Source organism: Methylobacterium sp. ap11 (assembly GCF_900110515.1).
Classification (GTDB): Bacteria; Pseudomonadota; Alphaproteobacteria; order Rhizobiales; family Beijerinckiaceae; genus Methylobacterium; species Methylobacterium ajmalii.
In genome coordinates, this window is the sequence record NZ_FOEB01000011.1 from 143,343 (window position 1) to 167,553 (window position 24,211).

20 protein-coding genes are annotated in these 24,211 nt (G+C 71.8%); 11 read left to right on the forward strand and 9 right to left on the reverse strand.

From position 1 onward, the window contains the following. Positions 1-149: 149 nt before the first annotated feature. On the forward strand, positions 150-1,595 hold the full coding sequence (locus BMX97_RS17750) for a diguanylate cyclase domain-containing protein (protein ID WP_091752673.1): 1,446 nt from the start codon (positions 150-152) through the stop codon (positions 1,593-1,595). Positions 1,596-1,634: 39 nt separating this feature from the next. On the opposite strand, the gene BMX97_RS17755 is transcribed toward BMX97_RS17750, so the two are convergent. After that, the gene (locus tag BMX97_RS17755) at positions 1,635-2,903 is read right to left on the reverse strand and encodes an FAD-dependent monooxygenase (RefSeq protein WP_091752674.1); all 1,269 of its coding nucleotides are present in this window, start codon (positions 2,901-2,903) and stop codon (positions 1,635-1,637) included. A 132-nt stretch (positions 2,904-3,035) separates the two neighbouring features. Between BMX97_RS17755 and tesB the strand changes: the two genes are divergently transcribed. From tesB to BMX97_RS17775, 4 genes are all read left to right on the forward strand, one after another. Continuing rightward, entirely contained in the window at positions 3,036-3,914 is an 879-nt protein-coding gene (tesB, locus tag BMX97_RS17760) for an acyl-CoA thioesterase II (RefSeq protein ID WP_091752675.1), read from the forward strand. A gap of 253 nt (positions 3,915-4,167) precedes the next feature. Then, positions 4,168-4,506 carry a P-II family nitrogen regulator gene (locus BMX97_RS17765; protein ID WP_048450383.1) on the forward strand — a complete coding sequence of 113 codons (339 nt, stop codon included), beginning with the start codon at positions 4,168-4,170 and terminating at the stop codon, positions 4,504-4,506. 173 nt (positions 4,507-4,679) lie between these two features. Continuing rightward, positions 4,680-6,185, forward strand: a complete 1,506-nt coding sequence (locus tag BMX97_RS17770) for an ammonium transporter (protein ID WP_060847330.1) — start codon at positions 4,680-4,682, stop codon at positions 6,183-6,185. Positions 6,186-6,474: 289 nt separating this feature from the next. Further along, on the forward strand, positions 6,475-9,096 hold the full coding sequence (locus BMX97_RS17775) for a DNA translocase FtsK (RefSeq protein ID WP_091752676.1): 2,622 nt from the start codon (positions 6,475-6,477) through the stop codon (positions 9,094-9,096). 22 nt (positions 9,097-9,118) lie between these two features. Here the strand turns inward: BMX97_RS17775 and BMX97_RS17780 are convergent, their stop codons facing one another. Together BMX97_RS17780 and BMX97_RS17785 are read right to left on the reverse strand one after the other, a co-directional pair. Beyond that, positions 9,119-10,240 carry an NADH:flavin oxidoreductase/NADH oxidase gene (locus BMX97_RS17780; protein ID WP_091752677.1) on the reverse strand — a complete coding sequence of 374 codons (1,122 nt, stop codon included), beginning with the start codon at positions 10,238-10,240 and terminating at the stop codon, positions 9,119-9,121. Between the two features lie 112 nt (positions 10,241-10,352). Then, entirely contained in the window at positions 10,353-10,754 is a 402-nt protein-coding gene (locus BMX97_RS17785) for a hypothetical protein (protein ID WP_091752678.1), read from the reverse strand. Positions 10,755-11,089: 335 nt separating this feature from the next. Between BMX97_RS17785 and BMX97_RS17790 the strand changes: the two genes are divergently transcribed. Beyond that, complete coding sequence (locus BMX97_RS17790) at positions 11,090-12,337, forward strand: sensor domain-containing phosphodiesterase (protein ID WP_177202266.1); 1,248 nt, start codon at positions 11,090-11,092, stop codon at positions 12,335-12,337. Positions 12,338-12,369: 32 nt separating this feature from the next. Here BMX97_RS17790 and BMX97_RS17795 read toward each other — a convergent pair whose 3' ends face one another. Further along, the gene (locus tag BMX97_RS17795; protein ID WP_091752680.1) at positions 12,370-14,280 is read right to left on the reverse strand and encodes a propionyl-CoA synthetase; all 1,911 of its coding nucleotides are present in this window, start codon (positions 14,278-14,280) and stop codon (positions 12,370-12,372) included. Positions 14,281-14,436: 156 nt separating this feature from the next. Here BMX97_RS17795 and BMX97_RS17800 point away from each other — a divergent pair, with 156 nt between their 5' ends. Then, positions 14,437-16,068, forward strand: a complete 1,632-nt coding sequence (locus BMX97_RS17800; RefSeq protein WP_091752681.1) for an acyl-CoA synthetase — start codon at positions 14,437-14,439, stop codon at positions 16,066-16,068. Between the two features lie 502 nt (positions 16,069-16,570). Here the strand turns inward: BMX97_RS17800 and BMX97_RS17805 are convergent. Continuing rightward, positions 16,571-16,756, reverse strand: a complete 186-nt coding sequence (locus BMX97_RS17805; protein ID WP_048427332.1) for a YdcH family protein — start codon at positions 16,754-16,756, stop codon at positions 16,571-16,573. Between the two features lie 214 nt (positions 16,757-16,970). Between BMX97_RS17805 and BMX97_RS17810 the strand changes: the two genes are divergently transcribed. The 4 genes from BMX97_RS17810 (at position 16,971) to BMX97_RS17825 (ending at position 20,093) form a co-directional block, all read left to right on the forward strand. Next, positions 16,971-17,189: a YdcH family protein gene (locus BMX97_RS17810; RefSeq protein WP_060849372.1), complete on the forward strand. Its 219-nt coding sequence runs from the start codon at positions 16,971-16,973 to the stop codon at positions 17,187-17,189. A 152-nt stretch (positions 17,190-17,341) separates the two neighbouring features. Further along, positions 17,342-17,839, forward strand: a complete 498-nt coding sequence (gene purE / locus BMX97_RS17815) for a 5-(carboxyamino)imidazole ribonucleotide mutase (protein WP_060847323.1) — start codon at positions 17,342-17,344, stop codon at positions 17,837-17,839. Next, positions 17,836-18,951, forward strand: coding sequence for a 5-(carboxyamino)imidazole ribonucleotide synthase (locus BMX97_RS17820; RefSeq protein ID WP_091752682.1), 1,116 nt, complete (start codon positions 17,836-17,838; stop codon positions 18,949-18,951). Before purE ends, BMX97_RS17820 begins: the two co-directional genes overlap by 4 nt. Positions 18,952-19,211: 260 nt before the next feature. Continuing rightward, positions 19,212-20,093, forward strand: coding sequence for a tetratricopeptide repeat protein (locus tag BMX97_RS17825; RefSeq protein WP_091752683.1), 882 nt, complete (start codon positions 19,212-19,214; stop codon positions 20,091-20,093). 244 nt (positions 20,094-20,337) lie between these two features. On the opposite strand, the gene BMX97_RS17830 is transcribed toward BMX97_RS17825, so the two are convergent. The 4 genes from BMX97_RS17830 to BMX97_RS17845 form a co-directional block, all read right to left on the reverse strand. Continuing rightward, positions 20,338-20,784: a GNAT family N-acetyltransferase gene (locus tag BMX97_RS17830; RefSeq protein WP_091752684.1), complete on the reverse strand. Its 447-nt coding sequence runs from the start codon at positions 20,782-20,784 to the stop codon at positions 20,338-20,340. A gap of 104 nt (positions 20,785-20,888) precedes the next feature. Then, positions 20,889-21,887 carry a class II fructose-bisphosphatase gene (gene glpX / locus BMX97_RS17835; protein WP_091752685.1) on the reverse strand — a complete coding sequence of 333 codons (999 nt, stop codon included), beginning with the start codon at positions 21,885-21,887 and terminating at the stop codon, positions 20,889-20,891. Positions 21,888-22,041: 154 nt separating this feature from the next. Further along, positions 22,042-23,364: a homoserine dehydrogenase gene (locus BMX97_RS17840; protein WP_091752686.1), complete on the reverse strand. Its 1,323-nt coding sequence runs from the start codon at positions 23,362-23,364 to the stop codon at positions 22,042-22,044. 132 nt (positions 23,365-23,496) lie between these two features. Further along, positions 23,497-24,180, reverse strand: a complete 684-nt coding sequence (locus BMX97_RS17845) for a ceramidase domain-containing protein (RefSeq protein ID WP_091752687.1) — start codon at positions 24,178-24,180, stop codon at positions 23,497-23,499. Positions 24,181-24,211 lie beyond the last annotated feature (31 nt).

The following is a 24,211-nucleotide window of genomic DNA, read 5'->3' on the forward strand; positions in this document are numbered from 1 at the left end:
TCCTTCGACGGGGCTGGCGCCGCGGTCGGGCCTTCAGAGCTTTCGGCAGACGCCGTCCGCCCGGCAGCGTCACGAGCGGTTAAACCCGCTCGGCGTAAGACATCGTCGCATTCTCGCCTCGGCGAGGCGATGTGGGGGCGGAACGGCGCATGTCGGACGATCAGCACGAGGCGCTCCGGCAAAAGGCCCTGGCCGAGATCGCCCTCCTCGATACGCCGCCCGAGCGCGAGTTCGATGCCCTGGCGAAGCTCGCACAACGCATGCTCGGCACCGGCATGTCCTCGATCACCCTGATCGCCCCGGAGCGCCAGTGGTTCAAGGCCCGCTGCGGCCCCCTCGCCCCGCAGACCCCGCGGGATGGGGCGTTCTGCCCGGTCGTGGTCGAGACCGGGGCGCCGCTCGTCGTCGCGGATGCCCGCCTCGATCCCCGCTTCGCCGGGAGCCCGTTCGTCACGGGCGCACCGAACATCCGCTTCTACGCCGGCGTCCCGGTTCGCGTTCAGCGGCCCGGCGGCGACCCGGTGACGGTCGGGACGCTCTGCGTCCTCGACGCGCGACCGCGCGAGCCGACGCCGATCGACCTGGAGGTTCTGGAGGGACTGGCCTGCCTCGCGGAAGCGCTGATCGAGTCCCGGTCCGTCGCGCTTCGCGCCGCCGAGGCCGCGGAGGAGCACCGTCGGACCGCGGAGCGGCTGGAGCGCGAGCGGCGCCAGTTCAAGCAGGCCGAACGCATGGCCGACATGGGATCGTACCGATACGACATCGAGAAGCGGTCGACGGAGTGGTCGGACGGTGTCTTCGCCATCCACGAACGCCCCGTCGCCGCCGGCGTCCCGGGCGAGGACATCCTGCACTACTTTCCCGAGCCCGACCGCACCGCGTTCGTCGCCGCGGTGATGCGCACGCTGGAGACGGGCGAGCCGTTCGAGCTGGATGCCGATTTCGTCACCGCCAAGGGCAATGCGCGGCGCGTGCGGTGTTCGTGCGAGATCGAGCTCGCCAAGGGCAAGCCGGTCGCCCTCATCGGCCTGATCCAGGACATCACCGAGCGTCACCGCCTGGAGCAGCGTCTGCGTCACCTGGCCCGCACCGACGACCTGACCCAGCTGGCCAACCGCGTCGAGTTTCACCGGGTTCTCGATGCCCGGCTGCGGGACGCACGCGCCGCGGACGGCGACGTGGCCGTCCTGCTGATCGACCTCGACGGCTTCAAGGGCGTCAACGACGCCCTCGGCCATGCCGCCGGCGACGCGGTGTTGCGCCAGGTCGCCGATCGCCTGCGCGCCTCCTGCAATGCCGGGAGCTTTCCGGCGAGGCTGGGGGGCGACGAGTTCGCCGTCGTGCTGTCCGCCGATGTCGATGGCGTGGACCGGACGGTGCGGCGCCTCCTGCACGACCTCGAGATCGTCATGGAAGGTTCCGGTCACATCGCTCGCGTCACGGGAACGATCGGGATCGCGTGGTCGAGCACGGCCGGGCAAGACCGCGACCGGCTCCTGCGGCAAGCCGATGCGGCGCTCTACGTCGCCAAGCGCACCCGAAAGGGAACAGCGGCGACCTACAGGATCGACGCGGACGACCGGCAGGCGGGGTGAGCCCGTCCCGGCTGCGGCGCGCGGGGACGGTCCGTCCCCCTACAACGCCTCCCCGCGCATCAGCCGCGGCTGGCGCCCGCGCAGGCCCGCCGCCTCGCGGATGAAGAGGCGCTTCAGGCCCGGCATCCGGTCGACGAGGCCGAGGCCGAGGTCGCGGGCGAGGCGCACCGGGAGGGCATCGGTGGAGAACAGGCGGTTGAGGCCGTCGGTGGCCGCCCCCATCGCCAGGGTGTCGAAGCGGCGGCTGCGCTCGTAGGCCTCGAGCGCCTCGGGGCCGCCGGGATCGAGGCCGAGGCGCATCGTGTCGGCGAGGGATTCCGCCAGGGCGGCGGCGCTGCGCAGGCCCAGGTTCAGGCCCTGGCCGGCGATCGGGTGGATGACGTGGGCGGCGTCTCCGAGCAGCAGCAGGCGCCTGGCGCCGAAGCGCCGGGCGATGCCGAAGGAGAGCGGATAGGCCTTGAGCGGCGATTCGAGGGCGATGCGTCCGAGCGCCAGGCCGAAGCGGCGCTCGACCTCCATCAGGGCCTCCTCCGGCCCGCCGCCGAGGAGGGCCGGCACGTCGGCCTGGCGCTCGGTCCAGACGATCGAGGAGCGGTGGCCGAGGGAGCCGCCGGGGGGCAGCGGCAGCACCGCGAAGGGGCCGGAGGGCAGGAAGTGCTCGATCGCCCGGCCCTCGTGGTCGCGCTCGTGCGCCACCGTCGCGACGATGCCCGATTGCGGGTAGGACCAGCCGACCCAGCCGATGCCGGCGGCCTCGCGCAGGCGCGAGCGGGCGCCGTCGGCCGCCACCACGAGGTCGGCGCGGAGGGCGCGCCCGTCCGGCAGGCGCGCGACGATGCGGTCGGCTTCCGGTACGGCCGCCTGGACGGGGCTCGCCTCCAGCACCACGCCGGCGGCGACGGCGGCGTCCCGCAGGGCCGCGAGCAGCCCGCCGCCCTCGACCATGTGGGCGAAGGGCTCGCCCTCGGCCACCTCGCCCTCGAAGGTCAGGAAGGTCGGCCGCACCGGGTCGGCGAGGCGGCTGTCGGTGATCACCATCTCGCGGATCGGCTGGGCGCTCCCCGAGACCGCGTCCCAGACGCCGAGGCGCGCGAGCATCCGCCGGGCGGCGGCCGCCACCGCGTAGGCGCGCAGGTCCCGGGGGGCGTCCGCGCGGCCGAAGGCCGGGTCGCAGACCGTGATCCGCACCGCCTCGCCGAGGGTCTGGCGCAGGGCGAGCGCCAGGGCGAGCCCCGGCAATCCCCCGCCCGCGACCACGATCTCCCGCGCCGCCGCCCGCCGCCCGCTCACGCCTTCACCCTGCGCCATCTCGTGACCGTCCGCTGCACATCCGTCGGGCACGGCTCTTAGCACGTCGGGCGGCGCCGCGCGTCGCTTGACGGCGCGCATCGGCCTGCGTCAGCTACGCGCCCCTCCCCCTCAAAGCCCGGACACCTTCCCTTGCGCGCGGTCGCCGAACTCCTCGACATCCTCGACCTGGAGACGCTCGAGCAGAACCTCTTCCGAGGCCGCTCGCCGAAGGACCGCTGGCAGCGGGTCTATGGCGGCCAGGTGATCGGCCAGGCCCTCGTCGCGGCGACCCGCACCGTGCCGCCGGAGCGCCGGCCGCACTCCCTCCACGCCTACTTCCTGCTCGGCGGCGACCCGAAGGTGCCGATCGTCTACGAGGTCGACCGCATCCGGGACGGCCGCAGCTTCACGACGCGAAGGGTGGTGGCGATCCAGCACGGCCGGCCGATCTTCTCGATGTCGGTGTCCTACCACGTCGAGGAACCGGGCTTCGACCACCAGGCCCCGATGCCGGCGGTGCCGATGCCCGAGGACCTGCCGGGCGAGGGCCTGCTCAAGGCCTCTGTGATGCCCCGCATGCCCGAGCCGGTCCGGGCTTATTTCGAGCGCGAGCGGCCGATCGAGCTGCGCCCGGTCGAGCTCGAGCGCTACGGCGAGCGCAAGCCCGGTTCGTCGCGCTTCCACGTCTGGATCCGGGCGACCTCGCGGCTGCCGGACGACCCCGCCATCCACCAGGCGGTGCTGGCCTACGCCTCCGACATGACGCTCCTCGACACCTCGCTCAGCCCGCACGGCCGCACGGTGTTCGAGAGCGAGATCCAGCCGGCGAGCCTCGACCACGCCCTGTGGTTCCACCGCCCGTTCCGGGCCGACGAGTGGCTGCTCTACGCCCAGGACAGCCCGAGCGCGTCCGGCGGCTGCGGCTTCGCCCGCGGCCTGATCTTCACCCGCGACGGCACGCTCGTGGCCTCGGTCGCCCAGGAGGGCATGATCCGCGAGAAGCGGACGCCGCCGGAGCCCGAGGCCTGACGTCCACTGCCTTATTCCCGGGCATGTGCTGATTTTTTGAACTGCAATGGCGCTGGGAGCGGCTTCAATCTCCGCAATCGGCCCAGGAACCGGGCAGCGTAGCCGCAACGGGCGATCCGCGCGCTGGCACGTTCCTTGATTGAGCTTCCCTCGAGACCGGCGCCGGGGCCCGAACGGGTTCGCGAATGGCGGCGGATCATGCCCCGACCCGGCGCAAGCCGGCGGGAGCGCCAATCGAAAGGGGGCTCGTCCCATGAAGATCGTCATGGCCATCATCAAGCCGTTCAAGCTGGAGGAGGTCCGCGACGCCCTCACCAGCATCGGCGTGCACGGCCTGACCGTGACCGAAGTGAAGGGCTACGGCCGGCAGAAGGGGCACACCGAGATCTATCGCGGGGCCGAGTACGCCGTCAGCTTCCTGCCCAAGCTCAAGATCGAGGTGGCGGTGGCGGTCGACCTCGTGTCGAACGTCGTCGACACCATCGCGGCCGCCGCCCGCACCGGCCAGATCGGCGACGGCAAGATCTTCGTGATGCCGCTCGAGAAGGCCGTGCGCATCCGCACCGGCGAGACCGACGTCGACGCCCTCTAAGCAGATTTCGCGAAATCGGTCACCGGTTTTGCGGCGAAAATCTGCGACACGACAATGACCCAAGCGGACGAAGCGTCGGCCTGCCAACGCAAGTCTGCTTAGGGCGGGGCCCGGTCCCGCGCCCCGCCGCTCCCTTCACGCCATCGCCTTATTCCATCGGGAGTTTTTCTTCCATGAAGCTTCGCAACGTCCTGGCTCTGGGCCTGGGAGGCGCCGCGCTGGCGCTCCTCCTGGTGGAGCCGTCCCTGGCGCAGACGCCGACGGTCGAGGCGGCGCCGGCCGCCGCCGCGGCGGCCCCGGTGCCCAACAAGGGCGACACCGCCTGGATGCTGATCTCGTCGGCGCTGGTGCTGATGATGTCGGTGCCCGGCCTGGCGCTGTTCTACGGCGGCCTCGTGCGCACCAAGAACATGCTGTCGCTGCTGACCCAGGTCTTCGCGATCGTCAGCCTCGCCTGCATCGTCTGGGTGTTCTTCGGCTACAGCCTCGCCTTCACCAACGGCGGCGGCCTCAACGATTTCGTCGGCGGCTTCTCGAAGGCGTTCCTGCGCGGCGTCGACGCCAACTCGACCGTCGCCACCTTCTCGAACGGCGTCGTCATCCCCGAATACGTCTACATCTGCTTCCAGATGACGTTCGCGATGATCACCCCGGCGCTGATCGTCGGCGCCTTCGCCGAGCGGATGAAGTTCTCGGCCCTGATGCTGTTCAGCCTGCTGTGGCTGGTCTTCATCTACTTCCCGATGGCCCACATGGTCTGGTACTGGGGCGGCCCGGATGCGGTCGGCAACGCCGCCAAGGCGCTGGCGGCGGCCACCGACGAGGCCTCCAAGAAGGCGGCCCAGGACGCGCTCGACGCCGTCAACGCCGATGCCGGCCTGCTGTTCAAGTGGGGCGCCCTCGACTTCGCCGGCGGCACCGTGGTGCACATCAACGCGGGCATCGCCGGCATCGTCGGCTGCCTGATGCTCGGCAAGCGCATCGGCTACGGCCGCGACCTGCTCGCCCCGCACTCGCTCACTATGACGATGATCGGCGCCTCGCTGCTGTGGGTCGGCTGGTTCGGCTTCAACGCCGGCTCCAACCTGGAGGCCAACGGCTCGGCCGCGCTCGCGATGATCAACACCTTCGTGGCCACCGCGGCGGCCGGCCTGTCCTGGCTCCTCGTCGAGTGGGCCGCCAAGGGCAAGCCCTCGCTGCTGGGCATGCTCTCGGGCGCGGTCGCCGGCCTCGTCGCCGTCACCCCGGCCTGCGGCTTCGCCGGCCCGATGGGCTGCATCGTGCTCGGCCTCGTCGCCGGCGCCGTCTGCTTCGTGATGTGCTCGACCGTCAAGAACGCGCTCGGCTACGACGACTCCCTCGACGTCTTCGGCGTGCACTGCGTCGGCGGCATCCTGGGCGCGCTCGCCACCGGCATCCTGGTCAACCCGGCGCTCGGCGGCGTCGGCGCCCCGGACTACGCCGCGAAGCCCGGCGAGCTCGTCGCCGCCGCCTACGAGTTCGGCCCGGCCTTCCTGGCCCAGGCCAAGGCGGTCGGCTTCACCATCGTCTGGTCGGGCGTCGGCTCGGCGATCCTCTACAAGATCGTCGACGTGGTCGTCGGCCTGCGGGTGACGCAGGACGAGGAGCGCGAGGGCCTCGACCTCGCCGATCACGGCGAGCGGGCCTACAACTACTGAGGCTCGGGGGCCGGGGCGGATGCGCCCCGGCTCGTCGACGCGAATCGAAGAGCCCCGGTGCGGTCGCGCCGGGGCTTTTTTCTTTGATGCCTCCCCACCGAACAAAGGGGCTCGGATTTCTTGCGCCCCTCGATCGAAAGCGGAGCGGCGTGCTGGAAAAAACTCAGCAGAGCCAGCACCTTCCCGCCGCTCTCCCGCAATGCCGCAAGAGGCAGTTAGCCTTAAACCACCATTAACCGCACCGCCTCATCCTCACGGTCCAGTTCCGCGTAACCGGTCTTTGTCCTGCATGCGTTCGCTTCGTCGCTCGGCATCGCCCTACGATGGCCTCATCGACACGCTCCGCGCGTTCCTGACGCGGCGGGCGACGGAGGTCACCGGCCTCGCCCTGCTCGTCGGGGCGGCGTGCTTCACCGTCGCCCTGGCGACCTGGTCGATCGACGACCCGAGCCTCAACCACGCCACCTCGCGCGCGGCCCGCAACCTGCTGGGCTTCGGCGGCGCCGTGGTGTCGGATCTCGGCATGCAGCTCCTGGGGCTCGGGGCGCTGGCCTTCGCGCTGCCCCCGGCGGTATGGGGCATGCGGCTGCTGCGCACCCACCGCCTCGCCCGGATGCAGTTGCGGATCGTGCTCTGGATCATCGGCTTCGGAGCGGCGAGCGGCATGGCGAGCGCGCTGCCGCCGACCGCGCGCTGGCCGCTGCCGACCGGCCTCGGCGGCGTCGCCGGCGATGCGCTGCTCGGTGCCGCCAAGGCGATCGCCGGGCCGGCCGGGGCCTTCGCGGGCTTCCTCTACGCCGCGGTCGCGGTGATCAGCCTGACCGGCTCCTGCGGCTTCGGCCTGATCGAGGACGAGGACGGGGACGACGAGGCGGAGAGCTACGCCCCGGTGGTGAGCCGCTACGACGAGCGCCAGGGCCGCCGCGGCCCGGCCGCCTCGCACGACGACGAATCGCCCGGGATCGGCCTCGCCTCCCTGGGCGCGCTGGCGCACCTCGCGATGAGCGCCAAGGCGGCGGTGACCCAGCGGGTCGATGCGATCCGCGATGGGTCCTGGCGCCAGGCCGGCCACGACCCCTATGCGGGCAACTCGCCCGCGCTCGCCGCCCGCCGCGCCTTCGCCGAGCCCGGCGACGGCGAGGCCTGGGACGAGCCCGAGGCCGAGGCGCCCGCGCGCCCCGGCGCCAAGGGCGCGCCCAAACCTCCGGCCAAGGGCGGGCGGCGCGAGCCGGTCTTCGCGGATGGCGCCCCGCGCCGGGCCGAGCCGGCCTTCGAGGACGAGCCGGAGGACGACGAGGACGGGCTCGCCGCCGAGGCCGCACCCCGCGGCCGGGTCGCGCCCCCTCCCCCGCCGATCCAGACCCGCCGCGCCCCGGCGCCCGGGCCGGCCTCGCCGGATTCCTACGACCTGCCCGCGCTGACGCTCTTGGCCGAGCCGCGCCACCCGGCGCCGAGCGCCGCGGTCTCGACCGACGCGCTGGAGCAGAACGCCACCCTGCTCGAATCGACGCTGGAGGATTTCGGCGTGCGCGGCGAGATTCTCGCCGTGCGCCCGGGCCCGGTGGTGACGCTCTACGAGCTGGAGCCCGCACCCGGCACCAAGTCGAGCCGCGTCATCTCGCTCGCCGACGACATCGCCCGCTCGATGTCGGCGGTCTCGGCCCGCGTCGCGGTCGTGCAGGGCCGCAACGCCATCGGCATCGAGCTGCCGAATGCGCGGCGCGAGACCGTGTACCTGCGCGAGCTCCTCGCCTCCCCGGCCTTCGCCGAGACCAAGCAGAAGCTCGCGCTGTGTCTGGGCAAGAATATCGGCGGCGAGGCGATCATCGCCGACCTCGCCCGCATGCCCCACCTGCTGGTCGCCGGCACCACCGGCTCGGGCAAGTCGGTCGCCATCAACACCATGATCCTGTCGCTGCTCTACCGGATGACCCCGGAGGAGTGCCGCCTGATCATGGTCGACCCCAAGATGCTGGAACTCTCCGTCTACGACGGCATCCCGCACCTGCTCTCCCCGGTCGTCACCGACCCCAAGAAGGCGGTCATCGCCCTCAAATGGGCGGTGCGCGAGATGGAGGAGCGCTACAAGAAGATGTCGAAGCTCGGCGTTCGCAACATCGACGGCTTCAACGCCCGGGTGGCGGAGGCGCGGGCCCGCGGCGAGGTGATCACCCGCACGGTCCAGACCGGCTTCGACCGCGAGACCGGCGAGGCGATTTACGAGGACGAGATGATGGATCTCGCCCCTCTCCCTTACATCGTGATCGTGGTCGACGAGATGGCCGACCTGATGATGGTGGCGGGCAAGGACATCGAGGGGGCGATCCAGCGTCTCGCCCAGATGGCGCGGGCCGCCGGCCTGCACCTGATCATGGCGACGCAGCGGCCGTCGGTGGACGTGATCACCGGCACGATCAAGGCGAACTTCCCGACCCGGATCTCCTTCCAGGTGACGAGCAAGATCGACTCGCGCACGATCCTGGGCGAGATGGGCGCCGAGCAGCTTCTGGGCCAGGGCGACATGCTGTTCATGGCGGGCGGCGGGCGCACGACGCGCGTGCACGGCCCGTTCTGCTCGGATGACGAGGTCGAGCAGGTGGTGGCGCACCTGAAGCGCCAGGGCCGTCCCTCGTATCTGGAGGCGGTCACCGCCGAGGAGGGCGAGGAGGAGCCGGACGCGCCGGTCATGGACCAGGGCGGCTTCGGCGAGCCGGGCGCCGACCTCTACGACCAGGCGGTGGCGGTGGTCCTGCGCGACAAGAAGGCGTCGACGAGCTACATCCAGCGCCGCCTGCAGATCGGCTACAACCGCGCCGCCTCGCTGATGGAGCGGATGGAGCGCGAGGGCATCGTCGGCCCCGCCAACCATGCCGGCAAGCGCGAGATCCTGCTGGAGGAGCAGGACGGCTGAGGCCGCCCTGCCGGAGCCGGCCTCAGCGCTGGCCGAAGCTCGCCTCCTTGAACAGGTCCTTCAGGTGGTGGGGCTGCGAGCGCCAGTACTGTTTGGGCGCCCGGACCCGGGCGCCGAGTTCCGCGGCGGCGTGCCAGGGCCAGCGCGGGTCGTAGAGCAGCGCGCGGGCGAGCGAGACCGCGTCCGCCTTGCCCTCGACCAGGATCGCCTCGGCCTGGCGCGGCTCGGTGATCAGGCCGACCGCGATGGTGACGAGGTCGGTCGCCGCCCGCACCCGCTCGGCGAAGGGCACCTGGTAGCCCGGGCCGATCGCGATCTTCTGGCGGGGCGAGACGCCGCCGGTCGAGACGTGGATGGCGGCGGCGCCCCGCGCCTTCAGGGCCTGCGTGAACGCGATGGTCTGCTCGACCTCCCAGCCCTCCTCGACCCAGTCGGTCGCCGAGACCCGGGCCCAGACCGGGTTGCCCGCGGGAAACGCCTCGCGCACCGCGTCGAACACCTCGAGGGGGAAGCGCATCCGGTTCTCGAGGCTGCCGCCGTACTCGTCGCTGCGCTGGTTGGCGAGCGGCGACAGGAACTGGTGCAGCAGGTAGCCGTGCGCGGCATGGATCTCCGCCGCCTCGATGCCGAGGCGTGCCGCGCGACGGGCGGTGGCCGCGAACCCGTCGCGGATGCGCTTCATGTCCTCCCGGTCGAGCATGCGCGGCGCGACCTCGCCCTCGGCATGGGCGAGGGGCGAGGGCGCCTCGGTCAGCCAGCCATGGGGCAAGTCCGGCGCCACCTGCTGGCCGCCGCGCCACGGCGCCTCGCTCGACGCCTTGCGGCCGGCATGGGCGATCTGGATGCAGATCGGCACCGGCGCGTAGTCGCGCACCGCGTCGAGGACTTTCGCCAGCGCCCGCTCGGTGCCGTCGTCCCACAGGCCGAGGTCGCCGTGGGTGATCCGCGCCTCCGGCGAGACCGCGGTCGCCTCCAGGGTGAGCAGCCCGGAGCCCGACATCGCGAGCTGGCCGAGATGCATCATGTGCCAGTCGGTGGCCGCGCCGTCGCGGGCCGAATACTGGCACATCGGCGCGACGATGATGCGGTTCTCCAGTTCGAGGCCGTCGAGGCGCAGGGGCTGGAACAGGGCGGGGCTGCTCATGCGGGGTCTCCGGGTGGGGATGGCCGCAATGTGGCGCGCCCCACCCGCGCGTGCCAGCGCAGGCGCTGCAGGGCGCCTGCGCGTTAGAGCCTGGTCGAGAAAGGCCGGTCGGTCACCAGCCCCGGCCGAGGCTCATGGCGATCCGGCTCGGACGGGTTCCGACCAGGGCGGCGGCCAGGCGCCTGCGCGCCCGGGTCGCGCCGCCGCGCGCGGCCGCGGCGGCGCGCGAGCGCAGCGAAGTGTCCTCGATCTCGGCCAGCCGCTCGCCCGCGCTCACCACGCGCTCGACCGCCTGCAGGGTCTTCGGGTCGGACTCGGTGAGGGCGCAGATGTCCGACAGGCTGCTGCGGAGCGCGTGCATCGCCTCGCGCGGGTCGGCCCCCCGGGCGAGGTCGAGGATGCCCTGCTCGATGCGTTCCAGGAGCGCCCTCAGCGGCTCCGGCACCACGGCGGCGACCGCGACCGGCCCGGCGCCCTGGCACGACGGCTCCCCGTGGATCCCCGAAACGAGCATGGCGTCCTCTACGCATGGAGACCGGCCGCAGATCACACGCCATGGTGCCAAACCCGTCGAGGCAATTCAACCACTTGTGCGAGCCCAACGGCTCGGCTAGATATCCAAGCTCTTACTACAATCCATTACATCAAGACCGAGCCTCAGGCCAAAGATGTCGAACCGTATCTTTCCTGACCCTCGACCATTTCATTGCAACATTTCCGCCGATACCCGCCCACGAAGACATCCGCTGTTCGAGCCGACCTCACCTTGAGGACGCATCAAGAATATTCGCAAATACATATAAAATACCATCGATTGCATCATCGACACCGACGAAGCTGGATCGAACGATGACCCTGCGTCCCATTTTCGGCGATCATCCCGGCAGCACCGGCGACCAGGTCCTGTCCCTGCTTCGGGCGGTCCGCCGCCACCTGGCGATGGATGTCGGCTTCATCTCGGAATTCATCGCGGGCGACCGGGTGATTCGCTTCTCGGATGTCGGGGGACCGGTCCCGAATCCCGTCGTGGTCGGCACCTCGGCGCCGCTGGAGCAGAGCTTCTGCTACTACGTCGCCAAGGGCCTGATGCCCGGGCTGATGCCGAACGCGGCGGACGATCCCGTCGCCGCCGCCATGCCGGTCACCCGCGACATGCCGGTCGGCGCGCATCTGAGCGTCCCGCTCCGCCACGCCGACGGCGAGGCGTTCGGGACGCTGTGCTGCTTCAGCTACGCGCCGGATCGCAGCCTCACCGCCCGCGACCTCGGCCTGCTGCGCCTGTGCGCCGAGATGGTGGAGGCGATCCTGGCCCGCGACCACGGCGCTGCGCGCGAACGCGACGCCAAGCGCCGGCGGATCGCCGCCCTGCTCGAGTCGGGCGCGATCGAGATGGCGTTCCAGCCGATCTACCGCACCCAGGACGGGAGCCTCGCCGCCTTCGAGGCGCTGGCCCGCTTCCCGTCGCCGCCCGGGCAGGGCCCCGACATCTGGTTCGCCGACGCGGCGGAGGTCGGGCTCGGGGAGGAGCTCGAGCACCTCGCCCTGCGCAAGGCCCTGGCGGCGTTCCCGGCCCTTCCCGCCGGGATCAAGCTGTCGGTGAACCTGTCGCCCTCGGCCCTCGCCTCGCACCGGCTCGTCGAGGCGCTGGGCGACGTTCCCTCGGAGCGGCTGGTGATCGAGCTGACGGAGCACGCGGCGGTGGCGTCCTACGAGGAGCTGCGCGCGGTGCTGGGTCCGCTGCGCGCCCGCGGCCTTTTCCTGGCGATCGACGACGTCGGGGCCGGCCACGCCACGCTGCGGCACGTCCTCGACCTCGCCCCCGAGATCATCAAGCTCGACATGAGCCTGATCCGCCACATCGACACCCATTCCGGCCGCCGCGCGCTGACCGAGGCGCTCACCGGCTACGGCCGGCGCATCGGCTGCGAGATCGTCGCCGAGGGGGTGGAGACCGAGGCCGAGTACGCGGTGCTGCGGGGCATCGGCGTGACGCGGGTGCAGGGCTTCCTGACCGGCCGGCCGATGACCCTCGAGGCCGCTGCCGCGCTCCCGCCGTTCGGGACGGTCGCATGCCAGGAGGCCGCGGCGACCGGCTGACCGGACTCGTCGCGGATCGCGCGCGGATCCGCTCAGCCGAGGCCCCGCTCCCGCAGCGAGGCGCCGATCTCGTCGAGCACGGCGGGGTCCTCGATGGTCGGCGGCATCGTCCAGGCGTCGCCATCGGCGATCTTCTTCATCGTGCCGCGCAGGATCTTGCCCGAACGGGTCTTGGGCAGGCGCCCGACCGTGAGGGCGAGGCGGAAGGCGGCGACCGGGCCGATGCGCTCGCGCACCAGCGCCACCAGCTCGCGCTCGATCACGTCCGGCGCCTTCGCGACGCCGGCCTTCAGCACCACGAAGCCGCACGGCGCCTCGCCCTTGAGGGCGTCCTTGATGCCGATCACCGCGCATTCGGCGACCGCCGGATGGGACGCCAGCACCTCCTCCATGCCGCCGGTCGAGAGGCGGTGGCCGGCGACGTTGATGATGTCGTCGGTGCGGCCCATGACGTAGACGTAGCCGTCGCGGTCGAGGAAGCCCGCATCCGAGGTGTTGTAGTAGCCCGGATAGGTCGCGAGGTAGCTCTCGCGGAAGCGCTCGTCCTGCCGCCACAGGGTCGGCAGCGCACCGGGGGGCAGCGGCAGCCTGATGGCGATCGTCCCCATCGTGTCGGCGGGCACCGGCTTGCCGGATTCGTCGAGCACCTGCACGTCCCAGCCCGGCATCGGCACCGTCGGGCTGCCGTGCTTGACCGGCAGGGCCCCGAGCCCCACCGGGTTGGCGGCGATCGGCCAGCCGGTCTCGGTCTGCCACCAATGGTCCACCACCGGCACGCCCAAGGCCCGCTCGGCCCACGCCACGGTGTCGGGGTCGGCCCGCTCGCCGGCGAGGAACAGGGTGCGGAAGCGCGAGAGGTCGTGGCCCTGCATCAGGCGGGCCTCCGGATCCTCCTTCTTCACCGCCCTCAGCGCCGTCGGCGCGGTGAACAGCGCCACCGCCCCGGTCTCGGCGATCACGCGCCAGAACGCCCCGGCATCCGGGGTGCCGACCGGCTTGCCCTCGTACAGCACCGTGGTGCAGCCGTGCAGCAGCGGCCCGTAGACGATGTAGGAATGGCCCACCACCCAGCCGACGTCGGAGGCGCACCAGTAGGTCTCGCCGGGGGCGACGCCGTAGAGGTTCGGCATCGACCAGGCCAGCGCCACGAGGTAGCCGCCGGTGTCGCGCACCACGCCCTTCGGCTTGCCGGTGGTGCCCGAGGTGTAGAGCACGTAGAGCGGATCGGTGGCGGCGACCGGCACGCAAGGGGCGGCGCGGCCCGCGGCCCTGGCCTGCGCCACGGCCTCGGCCCAATCCCGGTCGCGCGCCTCGACCATCTCGGCGACGGCTTGAGGCCGCTGCAGGATCAGGCAGGAATCGGGCTTGTGCGAGGAGAGCCGGCAGGCCTCGTCGAGGAGCGGCTTGTAGGCGACGACCCGGGCCGGCTCGATGCCGCAGGAGGCGGCGAGCACCACCTTGGGGGCGGCGTCCTCGATGCGGGCGGCGAGCTCGCGGGCGGCGAACCCCCCGAACACCACCGAGTGCACCGCGCCGATGCGGGCGCAGGCCAGCATCGCGAACAGCGCTTCGGGCACCATCGGCATGTAGAGCACCACCCGGTCGCCGCGCCCGACGCCGAGGTCCTGCAGCACGGCGGCGAGCGCCGCGACCTCGTCGAGAAGCTCCGCGTAGGTGATCCGGCGCTTCGTCCCGGTGACGGGGGAATCGTACAGGATCGCCGCTTGGTCGCCTCGGCCGGCCGCGACGTGGCGGTCGACCGCGTTGTGGCAGGCATTGACCTCGGCGCCCACGAACCAGCGGCCGTAGGGCCCTTCCCCGGAGGAGAAGACCCGGGAGGGGGGCGTCACCCAGTCGATCGCCTGCGCGGCGTCGCCCCAGAACGCCTCCGGGTCGCGCTGCCAGGCGGCATAGGTCTCCGGGTAGCGGCTCGGGCTGGCCATGGCGTCGTCCTCCGGTGTCGACCGTCTCGGGGCGGTCGTGCGCCTGGGATAGAGCAGCGGCCGCGGCCTCCGGAAGTCGAACTTTCGTAAGGACCGAGATGGATTGATCGCGCCGTCCTCGCGGGTACTGTGGCCGGACAGCCAGCAGGACGACCCATGACCGGCGCGACGATCTACGATCACGGCCTCGACCGGAACCCGGCGAACCACCAGCCGCTGACGCCGCTCACCTTCCTGGAGCGGGCCGCCGCGGTCTTCCCGGACCGTACCGCGGTGATCCACGGGGCCTTGCGCCGCAGCTACCGCGACCTCTACGCCCGCTGCCGGCGCCTCGCCTCGGCCTTGAGCGCCCACGGCATCGGCCGCGGCGACACGGTGGCGGTGATGCTCGCCAACACCCCGGCGATGATCGAGTGCCATTACGGGGTCCCGATGGCCGGGGCGGTGCTCAACACCCTCAACACCCGGCTCGACGCGGCGATCATCGGCTTCTGCCTCGATCACGGCGAGGCCAAGGTGGTGATCACCGACCGGGAATTCGCCCGCACCATGGGCCCGGCCCTGGCCCAGGCCGGGGTGACGCCGCTCGTCATCGATTACGACGATCCGGACTACGACGGACCCGGCGAGCGGCTCGGCACGGTCGAGTACGAGGACTTCCTGGCCGGGGGCGATCCCGCCCATGCCTGGACGATGCCGGGCGACGAGTGGGACGCGATCAGCCTCAACTACACGTCGGGCACCACCGGCGACCCGAAGGGCGTGGTCTACCACCATCGCGGCGCCTCGCTGCTCGCGGTCGGCAACGTGGTGGCGGGCAATCTCGGCCGGCACCCGGTCTATCTCTGGACCCTGCCGATGTTCCACTGCAACGGCTGGTGCTTCCCCTGGACCCTGTCGGTCGTGGCCGGCACCCATGTCTGCCTGCGGCAGGTCCGGGCCAAGGCGATGTACGACGCCATCGCCGACCACGGGGTGACGCATCTGTGCGGCGCGCCGATCGTGATGTCGCTCCTCATCAACGCGCCCGAGGCCGAGCGCCGCGACCTGCCGCGCCGGGTCTCGTTCCTCACCGCCGCCGCGCCGCCGCCGGAGGCGGTGCTCGCCGGGATGGCGGAGGCCGGGTTCGACGTCACCCACGTCTACGGCCTGACCGAGACCTACGGCCCCGCGGTGGTGAACGAGTGGCACGCCGACTGGGACGGCTTGAGCAAGGACGAGCAGGCCGCCCGCAAGGCGCGCCAGGGCGTGCGCTACCCGCCGCTCGAGGCCCTGGACGTGCTCGACCCCGAGACGATGGCGCCGGTGCCCGCCGACGGCGAGACGCTGGGCGAGGTGATGTTCCGCGGCAACGTGGTGATGCGCGGCTACCTGAAGAACCCGAGCGCCACCGAGGCTGCCTTCAAGGGCGGCTGGTTCCACTCGGGCGACCTCGGGGTGAAGCACCCGGACGGCTACATCCAGCTCAAGGACCGCTCGAAGGACATCATCATCTCAGGGGGAGAGAACATCTCGTCGATCGAGGTCGAGGAGGCCCTGTTCAAGCACCCGGCAGTGGCGGCCGCGGCCGTGGTGGCCAAGCCCGACGAGAAATGGGGTGAGACGCCGTGCGCCTTCGTCGAGCTGAAGGGCTCCGAGATGGTCTCGGCCGAGGAGCTGATCGGCTGGTGCCGCCGCTCGCTCGCCGGCTTCAAGGTGCCCCGGCACGTCGTGTTCACCGAGTTGCCGAAGACCTCGACCGGCAAGGTGCAGAAGTTCGTGCTGCGGGAGATGGCGAAGGCCCTGTGACGGGACCTCGGGATCCAGCCCCCGGGGTTCTTCTCGGATTCGGGCCGGACGCCAGGCATCCAGGCTTCGAGCCACTCAAGCCCGCTCGGCCCGGATTGGAGACGACCTCCTGACCTCGACCTCATCCTGAGGTGTCAGGTCATCGCAGATGAACTGACCTCGAAGGAGAGCTCCAGAAGTCTCGCGATCCCTGCAGCCCTTCTTCGAGGTCAGCCGATCACGGATCGACCAACGCCTCGGGATGAGGATGCAAATCGGATCGAAGATCGTCGCCCTGTGAGCCCGGTTCGTCGAACGGGCACCCGCGGCCTCGGTGCGAGGTGCCGGCGCACAGGCTTCCATCAAGGAAGTGACCGCCGAAACGGCGCCGGCGGGGCTCACCCCGCGTCGCGCGCTCTGCGCTATCCATCTCGCGGGAGCAAAACCCGCCGGTCGTCTTGAGCAATGAGCGAGGACCGCCGCGTCGACACGCCGACGCGGCGGCGCGCTGAATTCTGCCGGGCTAGTGCATCACGCGGGTGGACGTCGTCCGCAGGCGACTGATCTCATCCTTCAAGTGAAGCTTGCGCCGCTTGAGTTCGACTATTCGCAAGTCGTCGGTGGAGAGATGGGTGCAGGCGTCCTGAATCTCGCGCTCCAGGGCTTCGTGCTTACGCTCGAGCTCGGTGAGATGCGTGTGCAGCGACATCAGCCATAGCCTCCTGTCATGTACGTGACACACGAAGCCTGCCACAGCCCGCGGCCGATGTCTAAGGCATTCCGTATTGCAATTGCGTAATGTGCGCTGCAGCGCGAGGCCGCCGAGGAGGCGGTACAACCCCGCCGGCGCCCTTGCGACACCCTTGCCGGAGGGCGGGGCCTGGTTCATGCTTCACCGCATTGTCCAAGGGCTTAGGGCGGCGATGGCGTTCGAGTTGAGTGCGGAATCGACGGCGGAGTACGAGAGCGAGCTGGCGCGGCTCCGGGAGGAGCATCGCGACCTCGACGACGCGATCGAGGCGCTGGCGGGCGTGATGGCCGGCGACCGCCTCCAGCTCCAGCGCCTGAAGAAGCGCAAGCTCGGGATCCGCGACCGCATCTCCTTCCTGGAGGACCAGCTCACGCCGGACATCATCGCCTGAGGACGGCGTCCGGCGATCGAGGACGTCCCCGCGGTTGAGGACGTCCCGCGGCGGCTTGCGGGAGCGCGGGCGCGCCGCTACTGCGGATGAATGACCGGTCGCGGCCCGTTCGCGCGGCTTTGCGGCGCTTTTGCGAGAGGATGCGCTTGACGATGGCGGCATCGCCCCCCGTCGCAGTGATCATGGGCAGCCAGTCCGACTGGGCCACCATGCGCCACGCGGCCGAGACCCTCGACGCCCTCGGCATCCCCTACGAGGCCCGCATCGTCTCGGCCCACCGCACCCCGGACCGCCTGGTGGCCTTCGCCAAGGGCGCCAAGGCGGCGGGCGTCAAGGTGGTGATCGCGGGCGCCGGCGGCGCCGCCCACCTGCCCGGCATGGCCGCCGCGATGACGCCGCTGCCGGTGTTCGGCGTCCCAGTCGAGTCGAAGGCGCTGTCGGGCCAGGACAGCCTCCTGTCGATCGTGCAGATGCCGGCCGGCATCCCGGTCGGCACGCTCGCCATCGGCCGGGCCGGCGCCGTCAACGCGGCGCTGCTCGCCGCCGCCGTCCTGGCGCTCACCGACGAACCCCTGGCCGAGCGGCTCGACGCCTGGCGCGCGCGCCAGAGCGCGGCGGTCGCCGAGCATCCGGACACGAGCGCCCCGTGAGCACGCCCCCCATCGCCCCCGGCGCCACCATCGGCATCATCGGCGGCGGCCAGCTCGGCCGCATGATCGCGGTCGCGGCGGCGCAGTACGGGCTCAAGGCCCACATCTACTGCCCCGACCCCGACAGCCCGGCCTTCGAGGTGGCGGGCCGCCGGACCGTGGCGGCCTACGACGACTCGGCGGCACTCCAGGCCTTCGTCGACTCCGTCGACGTGGTGACCTACGAGTTCGAGAACATCCCGAGCCGCACCGCCGAGATCCTGGCCGCGCACCGGCCGCTGCATCCGAGCGCCTCGGCGCTCGCGACGACGCAGGACCGGCTGACGGAAAAGAGCTTCGTGGCGGGCCTGGGCATCCCGGTGGCGCCGTTCCGGGCGGTGGACGACGCCGCGGGCCTGGCCGAGGCCGTCCGCGAGATCGGCCTGCCGGCGGTGCTGAAGACCCGGCGCTTCGGCTACGACGGCAAGGGCCAGGTCATGCTGCGCCAGGAGGACTTCGGCGAGGCGGGCTTCGACCCCGCCGCCGTGATGGCCTCCCTGAACGGACAGCCCTGCATCCTCGAGGGCTTCGTGCCGTTCGAGGCCGAGGTCTCGGTGGTGGCCGCCCGCAACGCGGAAGGGCGCTTCTCGGCCTACGCGCCTTGCGCCAACGAGCACCGCCACCACATCCTCGCCCGCACCGTCGTGCCTGCCCCCGGCATGACGCCGGAGACCGCCGCCGAGGCGGTCGCGATCGCCCGCACCATCGCGGAGGCGCTGGGCTACGTCGGCGTGCTCGCGGTGGAGATGTTCCTGGTCCGCGGAGCCGACGGGCGGGCGGGCGTCGTCGTCAACGAGATCGCGCCGCGGGTGCACAATTCCGGCCACTGGACCATCGAGGGGGCCGAGACCTCGCAATTCGCCCAGCACGTCCGGGCGATCTGCGGCTGGCCGCTCGGCAGCGCCGCCCTGACCGGCACCGCGGTCGAGATGCTGAACCTGATCGGCGACCAGGCCGACGACTGGGCCCGGATCCTTGCCGAGCCCGGCAGCCACCTGCACCTCTACGGCAAGGGCGCGGCCCGGCCCGGCCGCAAGATGGGCCACCTCACCCGGGTCGCGACCGGCGCCTGACCCCGCGCCTCGCCCGGACGGGTGAGGCCGCACGGCCACACCCGTCGCCCCGCGGCGCCCTCCCCTGCCGCGACGGCGCCGGGAGCCACACCTTCGCCACATCGTCCCGCACAAGCGAAGAGGCGCACTGCCTTTAAGCCGGCCTTCACCGCGATCGGAGAAGGGTCGTCCGGCGCCGGGACCGCTTCGAGGCGGGGCGCGCGTGCGGATTGCGAAGGTGCGCGGCGCGACGAGGATGCGCCGCCCCGGGGGAGCGGGTGATGAACAACGTGATCGGCTGGAGCCGTGTGACACCGGCGGCCCGGATGCTGGGGGCGACCGTGCTGGCCGCGCTCTCGCTCGCCGGCTGCGACACCGTCAGCCGGGCCACCGCGACGCGGCAATTCGCGGTGGTCGAGGCCGACAAGTCCGGCGCGACCGAGGTGAACATCGCCTCCCTGTCGGACGTGATCCAGCGCAACCCGAGCGACGCGGCGGCCTACAACACCCGCGGCGCGGCTTACGCCCGCGCGGGCAACTTCGATTCGGCCATCGCCGACTTCACCAAGGCGATCCAGCTCGACCCGAACTCGGCCTCGGCCTACGGCAACCGGGCCCTGGCCTACCGCCAGTCGGGCCGCAACGACGCGGCGCTGCAGGACTTCAGCAAGGCGGTCGCCGCCGACCCGAACTACACCGCCGCCTATATCGGGCGCGCCAACCTGCAGCGGGCGCAGGGCAACTACGAGGCCGCCTACAGCGACCTCAGCCAGGCGATCCGCCTGACCCCGGAATCGGCCGAGGCCTACCACGCCCGCGGCCTGGTGCGGCAGGCGCAGGGCCAGCACCGCTCCGCGATCGGCGACTTCGACGCCGCCATCGACCGCAACCCCTTCGTGGCCGCCCCCTACGCCGCCCGCGGGCAGAGCCTGATCGCCACCAACCAGTACGACAAGGCGATCGAGGACTACAACGCGGCGCTGAACGTCAACAACAAGGACGCGGATTCCTGGGCCTATCGCGGGCTGGCCTACGAGAAGTCGAACCGCCGCCAGGAGGCGCTGGAGAGCTACCAGCGCGCCGTCGCCATCGACCAGGGCAACGCGATCGCCAAGCAGGGTCTCGGCCGAATGCAGGGCGGGGTGGCGTCGCTGTTCCGGTAGGGACGACAGAATTCCAGGATGAAAAGGGCCTCCGGCAATATGCCGGGGGCTTTTTTCTTGGGAGTACACGCGCGCTTGAACTCTCCCCCTCTGCGGAAGAAGGTTGCCCCGCGGAGTGGGGGCGGGAGAGGGACACCACGCTTCGGACTGAGACCGAAACCGTTCTAACGAGCGGTCTCCTGGACCAGCGTCGCGCTTCCTCGCAGAGGCAGGAGCGTTCAGCCGCGGCCCGCTCCGCGAGAACTCACAGCACCTTGCGGTACTGGATGAAGCCCGGCCGGTCGGCGAGCGTGTCGTAGAGGGCCCGCGCGGTGACGTTGGCCTCCTGGGTCAGCCAGTAGACCCGGCTCGCCCCCGCCTCGCGGGCGGCGGCGTAGACCGCCTCGATCAGGGCACGGCCCACCCCCTGCCCGCGCGCGGCCTGCGCGGTGAACAGGTCCTGCAGGTAGCAGTAGGGCCCGGCGGTCCAGGTCGAGCGATGGAAGATGTAGTGGACGAGGCCGATCACGGCGCCGTCCCGCTCGGCCACGAGGGCGTGCATCGGCTCCGATGCGTCGTGCAGGCGCGCGAAGGTGATGTCGGTGACCTCGGGCGCGACCGTGGCGCCGTAGAAGGTCAGGTAGCCCTGCCAGAGCGGGTCCCAGGCGGCGCGCTCGTCGGGGCGCAGCGGGCGGATGATGGGGCTCGGCATGAGCGGCGAATCCTCGGGTGAGAGACGCCGCAGGGTCGCGGGGAAAGCCCCCCGGATCAAGGGGGCCGCACCGGGATCCCGGCGCGGCCCCGCTCGAAACAGTCCTACTTCAGGTGGAACTTGTCGAAGTCGCGGTGCTCGGCCTCGATCCGGCGCACGGTGCCGGTATGCGAGCGGTAGACCACCGTCTCGGTGCGGATGGTGTTGCGGCCGAACTTCACGCCCTTGACGAGCGCTCCGTCGGTCACGCCGGTCATCGCCACCACGACGTCGCCGCGGGCGAGGTCCTCGAGGGAATAGAGGCGGTTCGGGTCGGCGACGCCCATCTTGGCGGCGCGGTCGCGCTTCTCCTCGGTGTCGAGGATCAGGCGGCCCTGCATCTGGCCGCCGATGCAGCGCAGCGCGCCCGCCGCGAGCACGCCCTCGGGGGCGGCGCCGATGCCGAGATAGATGTCGATGCCGGTCTCCTCCGGCATGGTGGTGAAGATCACGCCGGCGACGTCGCCGTCGGAGATCAGGCGCACGCCGGCACCCGTCCGGCGGATCGCCGCGATCAGGTCGGTGTGGCGCGGCCGGTCGAGGACGAGGGCGGTGATCTCGGACGGCGGCACGCCCTTGGCCTTGGCCAGCGCGTGGATGTTCTCCTCGGGGGAGGCGTCGAGATGCACGGTGCCGACCGGGTAGCCCGGGCCGATGGCGATCTTGTGCATGTAGACGTCGGGGGCGGCCAGCAGCGTGCCGCCCTCGGCCATCGCCATCACGGCGACGGAGCCCGGCATGTCCTTGGCGCAGAGGGTCGTGCCCTCGAGCGGGTCGACCGCGATGTCGACCTTCGGGCCCGAGCCGTTGCCGAGGGTCTCGCCGATGAACAGCATCGGGGCCTCGTCGCGCTCGCCCTCGCCGATGACGACGGTGCCGTCGATCGGCAGGCGGTTCAGCTCGCGGCGCATGGCGTCGACGGCGGCCTGGTCGGCGGCCTTCTCGTTGCCCTGGCCGCGCAGGCGCGCCGCGGCCACGGCCGCCCGCTCGGTGACGCGCACCAGCTCGAGGGTCAGGATGCGCTCGATGACCTGGCTCGGCCCCGGCTTCTTGGCGTCCGACATGCGTTCGTGATCCCCGTACTGGTCCTTGGGGCCGGGTCTTAGAGGAGAAACCGGCGCCGCTGAACTGAATTCTGTCGCTCGCCCAGCCGATCATCGGTGGATGGCGCGGGATCGGCGGGCGTCCTCGACGTGTGAAAACCCTCGCGGGCCGACCTCACTCGCGCTCGATGCGGATGAGCTGGGGCGGCTCGGACAGGAGCCCGTCCGCCGCCATCGCGTCGAGGCTCTCGCGGATCGCGGCTTCCGTCGCCGCGTAGGTGATCAGCACCAGCGGCACCGGCAGGCCAGAGCGGCCGTGGCGGTCGCGCGCCGCGGCGCTCTCGGAGCGGTGCTGGAGGATGCTCTCGAGCGAGATCTCGCGCTCGGCCATCTTGGTCGCGACGCCGGCGGCGACGCCGGGACGGTCGTGGACGGTGAGGCGGATGTAGTAGCCGCCCTCGTGGCGCTGCATCTCGGCCCGCACCGGGGCGGTGAGGGTCGCGACCGGACGGCCGAAGGCCGGGGGCGTGCGGCCCGCCGCCACGTCGGCGATGTCGGCGACCACCGCCGAGGCGGTGGCCTCGCCGCCGGCCCCGGGGCCGATCAGGGTCAGCTCGCGCAGCGCATCGGTGTCGATGGTGACGGCGTTCGTCACGCCCATCACCTGGGCGATGGCCGAGGATTTCGGCACCATCGTCGGGTGGACGCGCTGCTCGATGCCGCCCGCCGTCGCCTCGGCGACGCCGAGCAGCTTGATGCGGTAGCCGAGCTCGTCGGCCATGCGCAGGTCGAGGGGCGTGATCGCCGAGATGCCCTCGACCGAGACGCCCTCGGCGTCGAGCTCGGTGCCGAAGGCGAGGCTCGTCAGGATCGAGAGCTTGTGGGCGGTGTCGAAGCCCTCGACGTCGAAGGTCGGGTCGGCCTCGGCGTAGCCCAGCGCCTGCGCGTCCTTCAGGCAGGCCTCGAAGGTCAGGCCCTCGAGCTCCATCCGGCTCAGGATGTAGTTGCAGGTGCCGTTGAGGATTCCGTAGACGCGGGAGATCCGGTTGCCGGCCAGCGCCTCGCGCAGGGCCTTGACCACCGGGATGCCGCCCGCCGCCGAGGCCTCGAAGGCAAGCGCGGCGCCCGAGGCCTCCGCCGCGCGGGCGAGCGCCGGGCCGTGCTTGGCGAGCAAAGCCTTGTTGGCGGTCACCACGTGCTTGCCGGCGGCGAGCGCCGCCTCGACGGTCTCGCGGGCCTTGCCCTCCGCGCCGCCGATCAGCTCGACCACGCAATCGACCTCCGCGGAGCGGGCGAGCGCCACGGGATCGTCGAACCAGGTCGCGCCGGAGAGGTCCAGGCCACGGTCGCGGGAGCGGTCGCGGGCCGCGACCGCGGTCACGACGACCGGCCGGCCGGCGGTGGCGCCGATCGCCTCGGCGCGGCGCGCGACCATGCGGACGACGGAGGCTCCGACGGTGCCGAGACCGGCGATGCCGAGGCGGAGGGCTTGAGTCATGGCAAAAATCCGGGGCGAGCGATCCGGGCAGCGGGCGCCGGGCGCCACGGACGGCGCCCTGGCGGCGGCGTTCTTCTGCAACGGTTTCGGGACCCGTGCAAGGAAGCCGCGGTGAGGTCGGTTTCCGGCGCGTCAGGCGGCCGGGCCGGGGCCCGGTTCGCGGGCGCGGCGGGCGGCCCGCACCAGGGCGTAGAGCACGGCGGCGTTGAGGAGGTGCCAGAGCCAGTGGGTGCCGAAGGGCACGACCGGGCAGAGGGCGGCGTCCAGGGTGCGGGCGGTGAGCGAGGCCATGAAGAGCCCGCCGATCCCGATCAGGGCGGCGCCCTCCCGCCGGCCGAACCGAAGCGAGGCGATCCCGACGCCGAACAGCGCCAGGATGGCCGGCGCGTAGGCGATCGAGCCGTTGCTGAGCGGCCCGAGCGGCCGCCCGGCGAGCCACGACGAGGCCGGCTCGAACAGGGCGGCGGCGAGCGCGAAGGCCAGCGTGCCGGCGAGCGCCGCCGGGACGGAGAGCCCGAGGAAGCGCCGGAGCGCCAGGAAGAAGTAGGCGTGGATGAACAGCGCGATCGGGATCACGTCGGCGAGCATCGCCCACTGTACCGCCAGGGTGTGGAACAGCGCGCTGCCGAACCCGATCACCCCGACCAGCACCGCGAACCCGTCGGCGACCGGGTCCGGCGCCCGGCCGCGGCGCAGGAGCAGGACCGCCGCGACCACGAAGGCGACGTTCGAGACCGCGTTCAGCGGCTCTGCCAGAAGCTCCGGCCCGGTGCGCTCGCAATAGTCGCACACCGGCTCCCACCATCCCGCCGCCATGCCCGGTCCCCAGTTCACGCGCGGCCTCCCG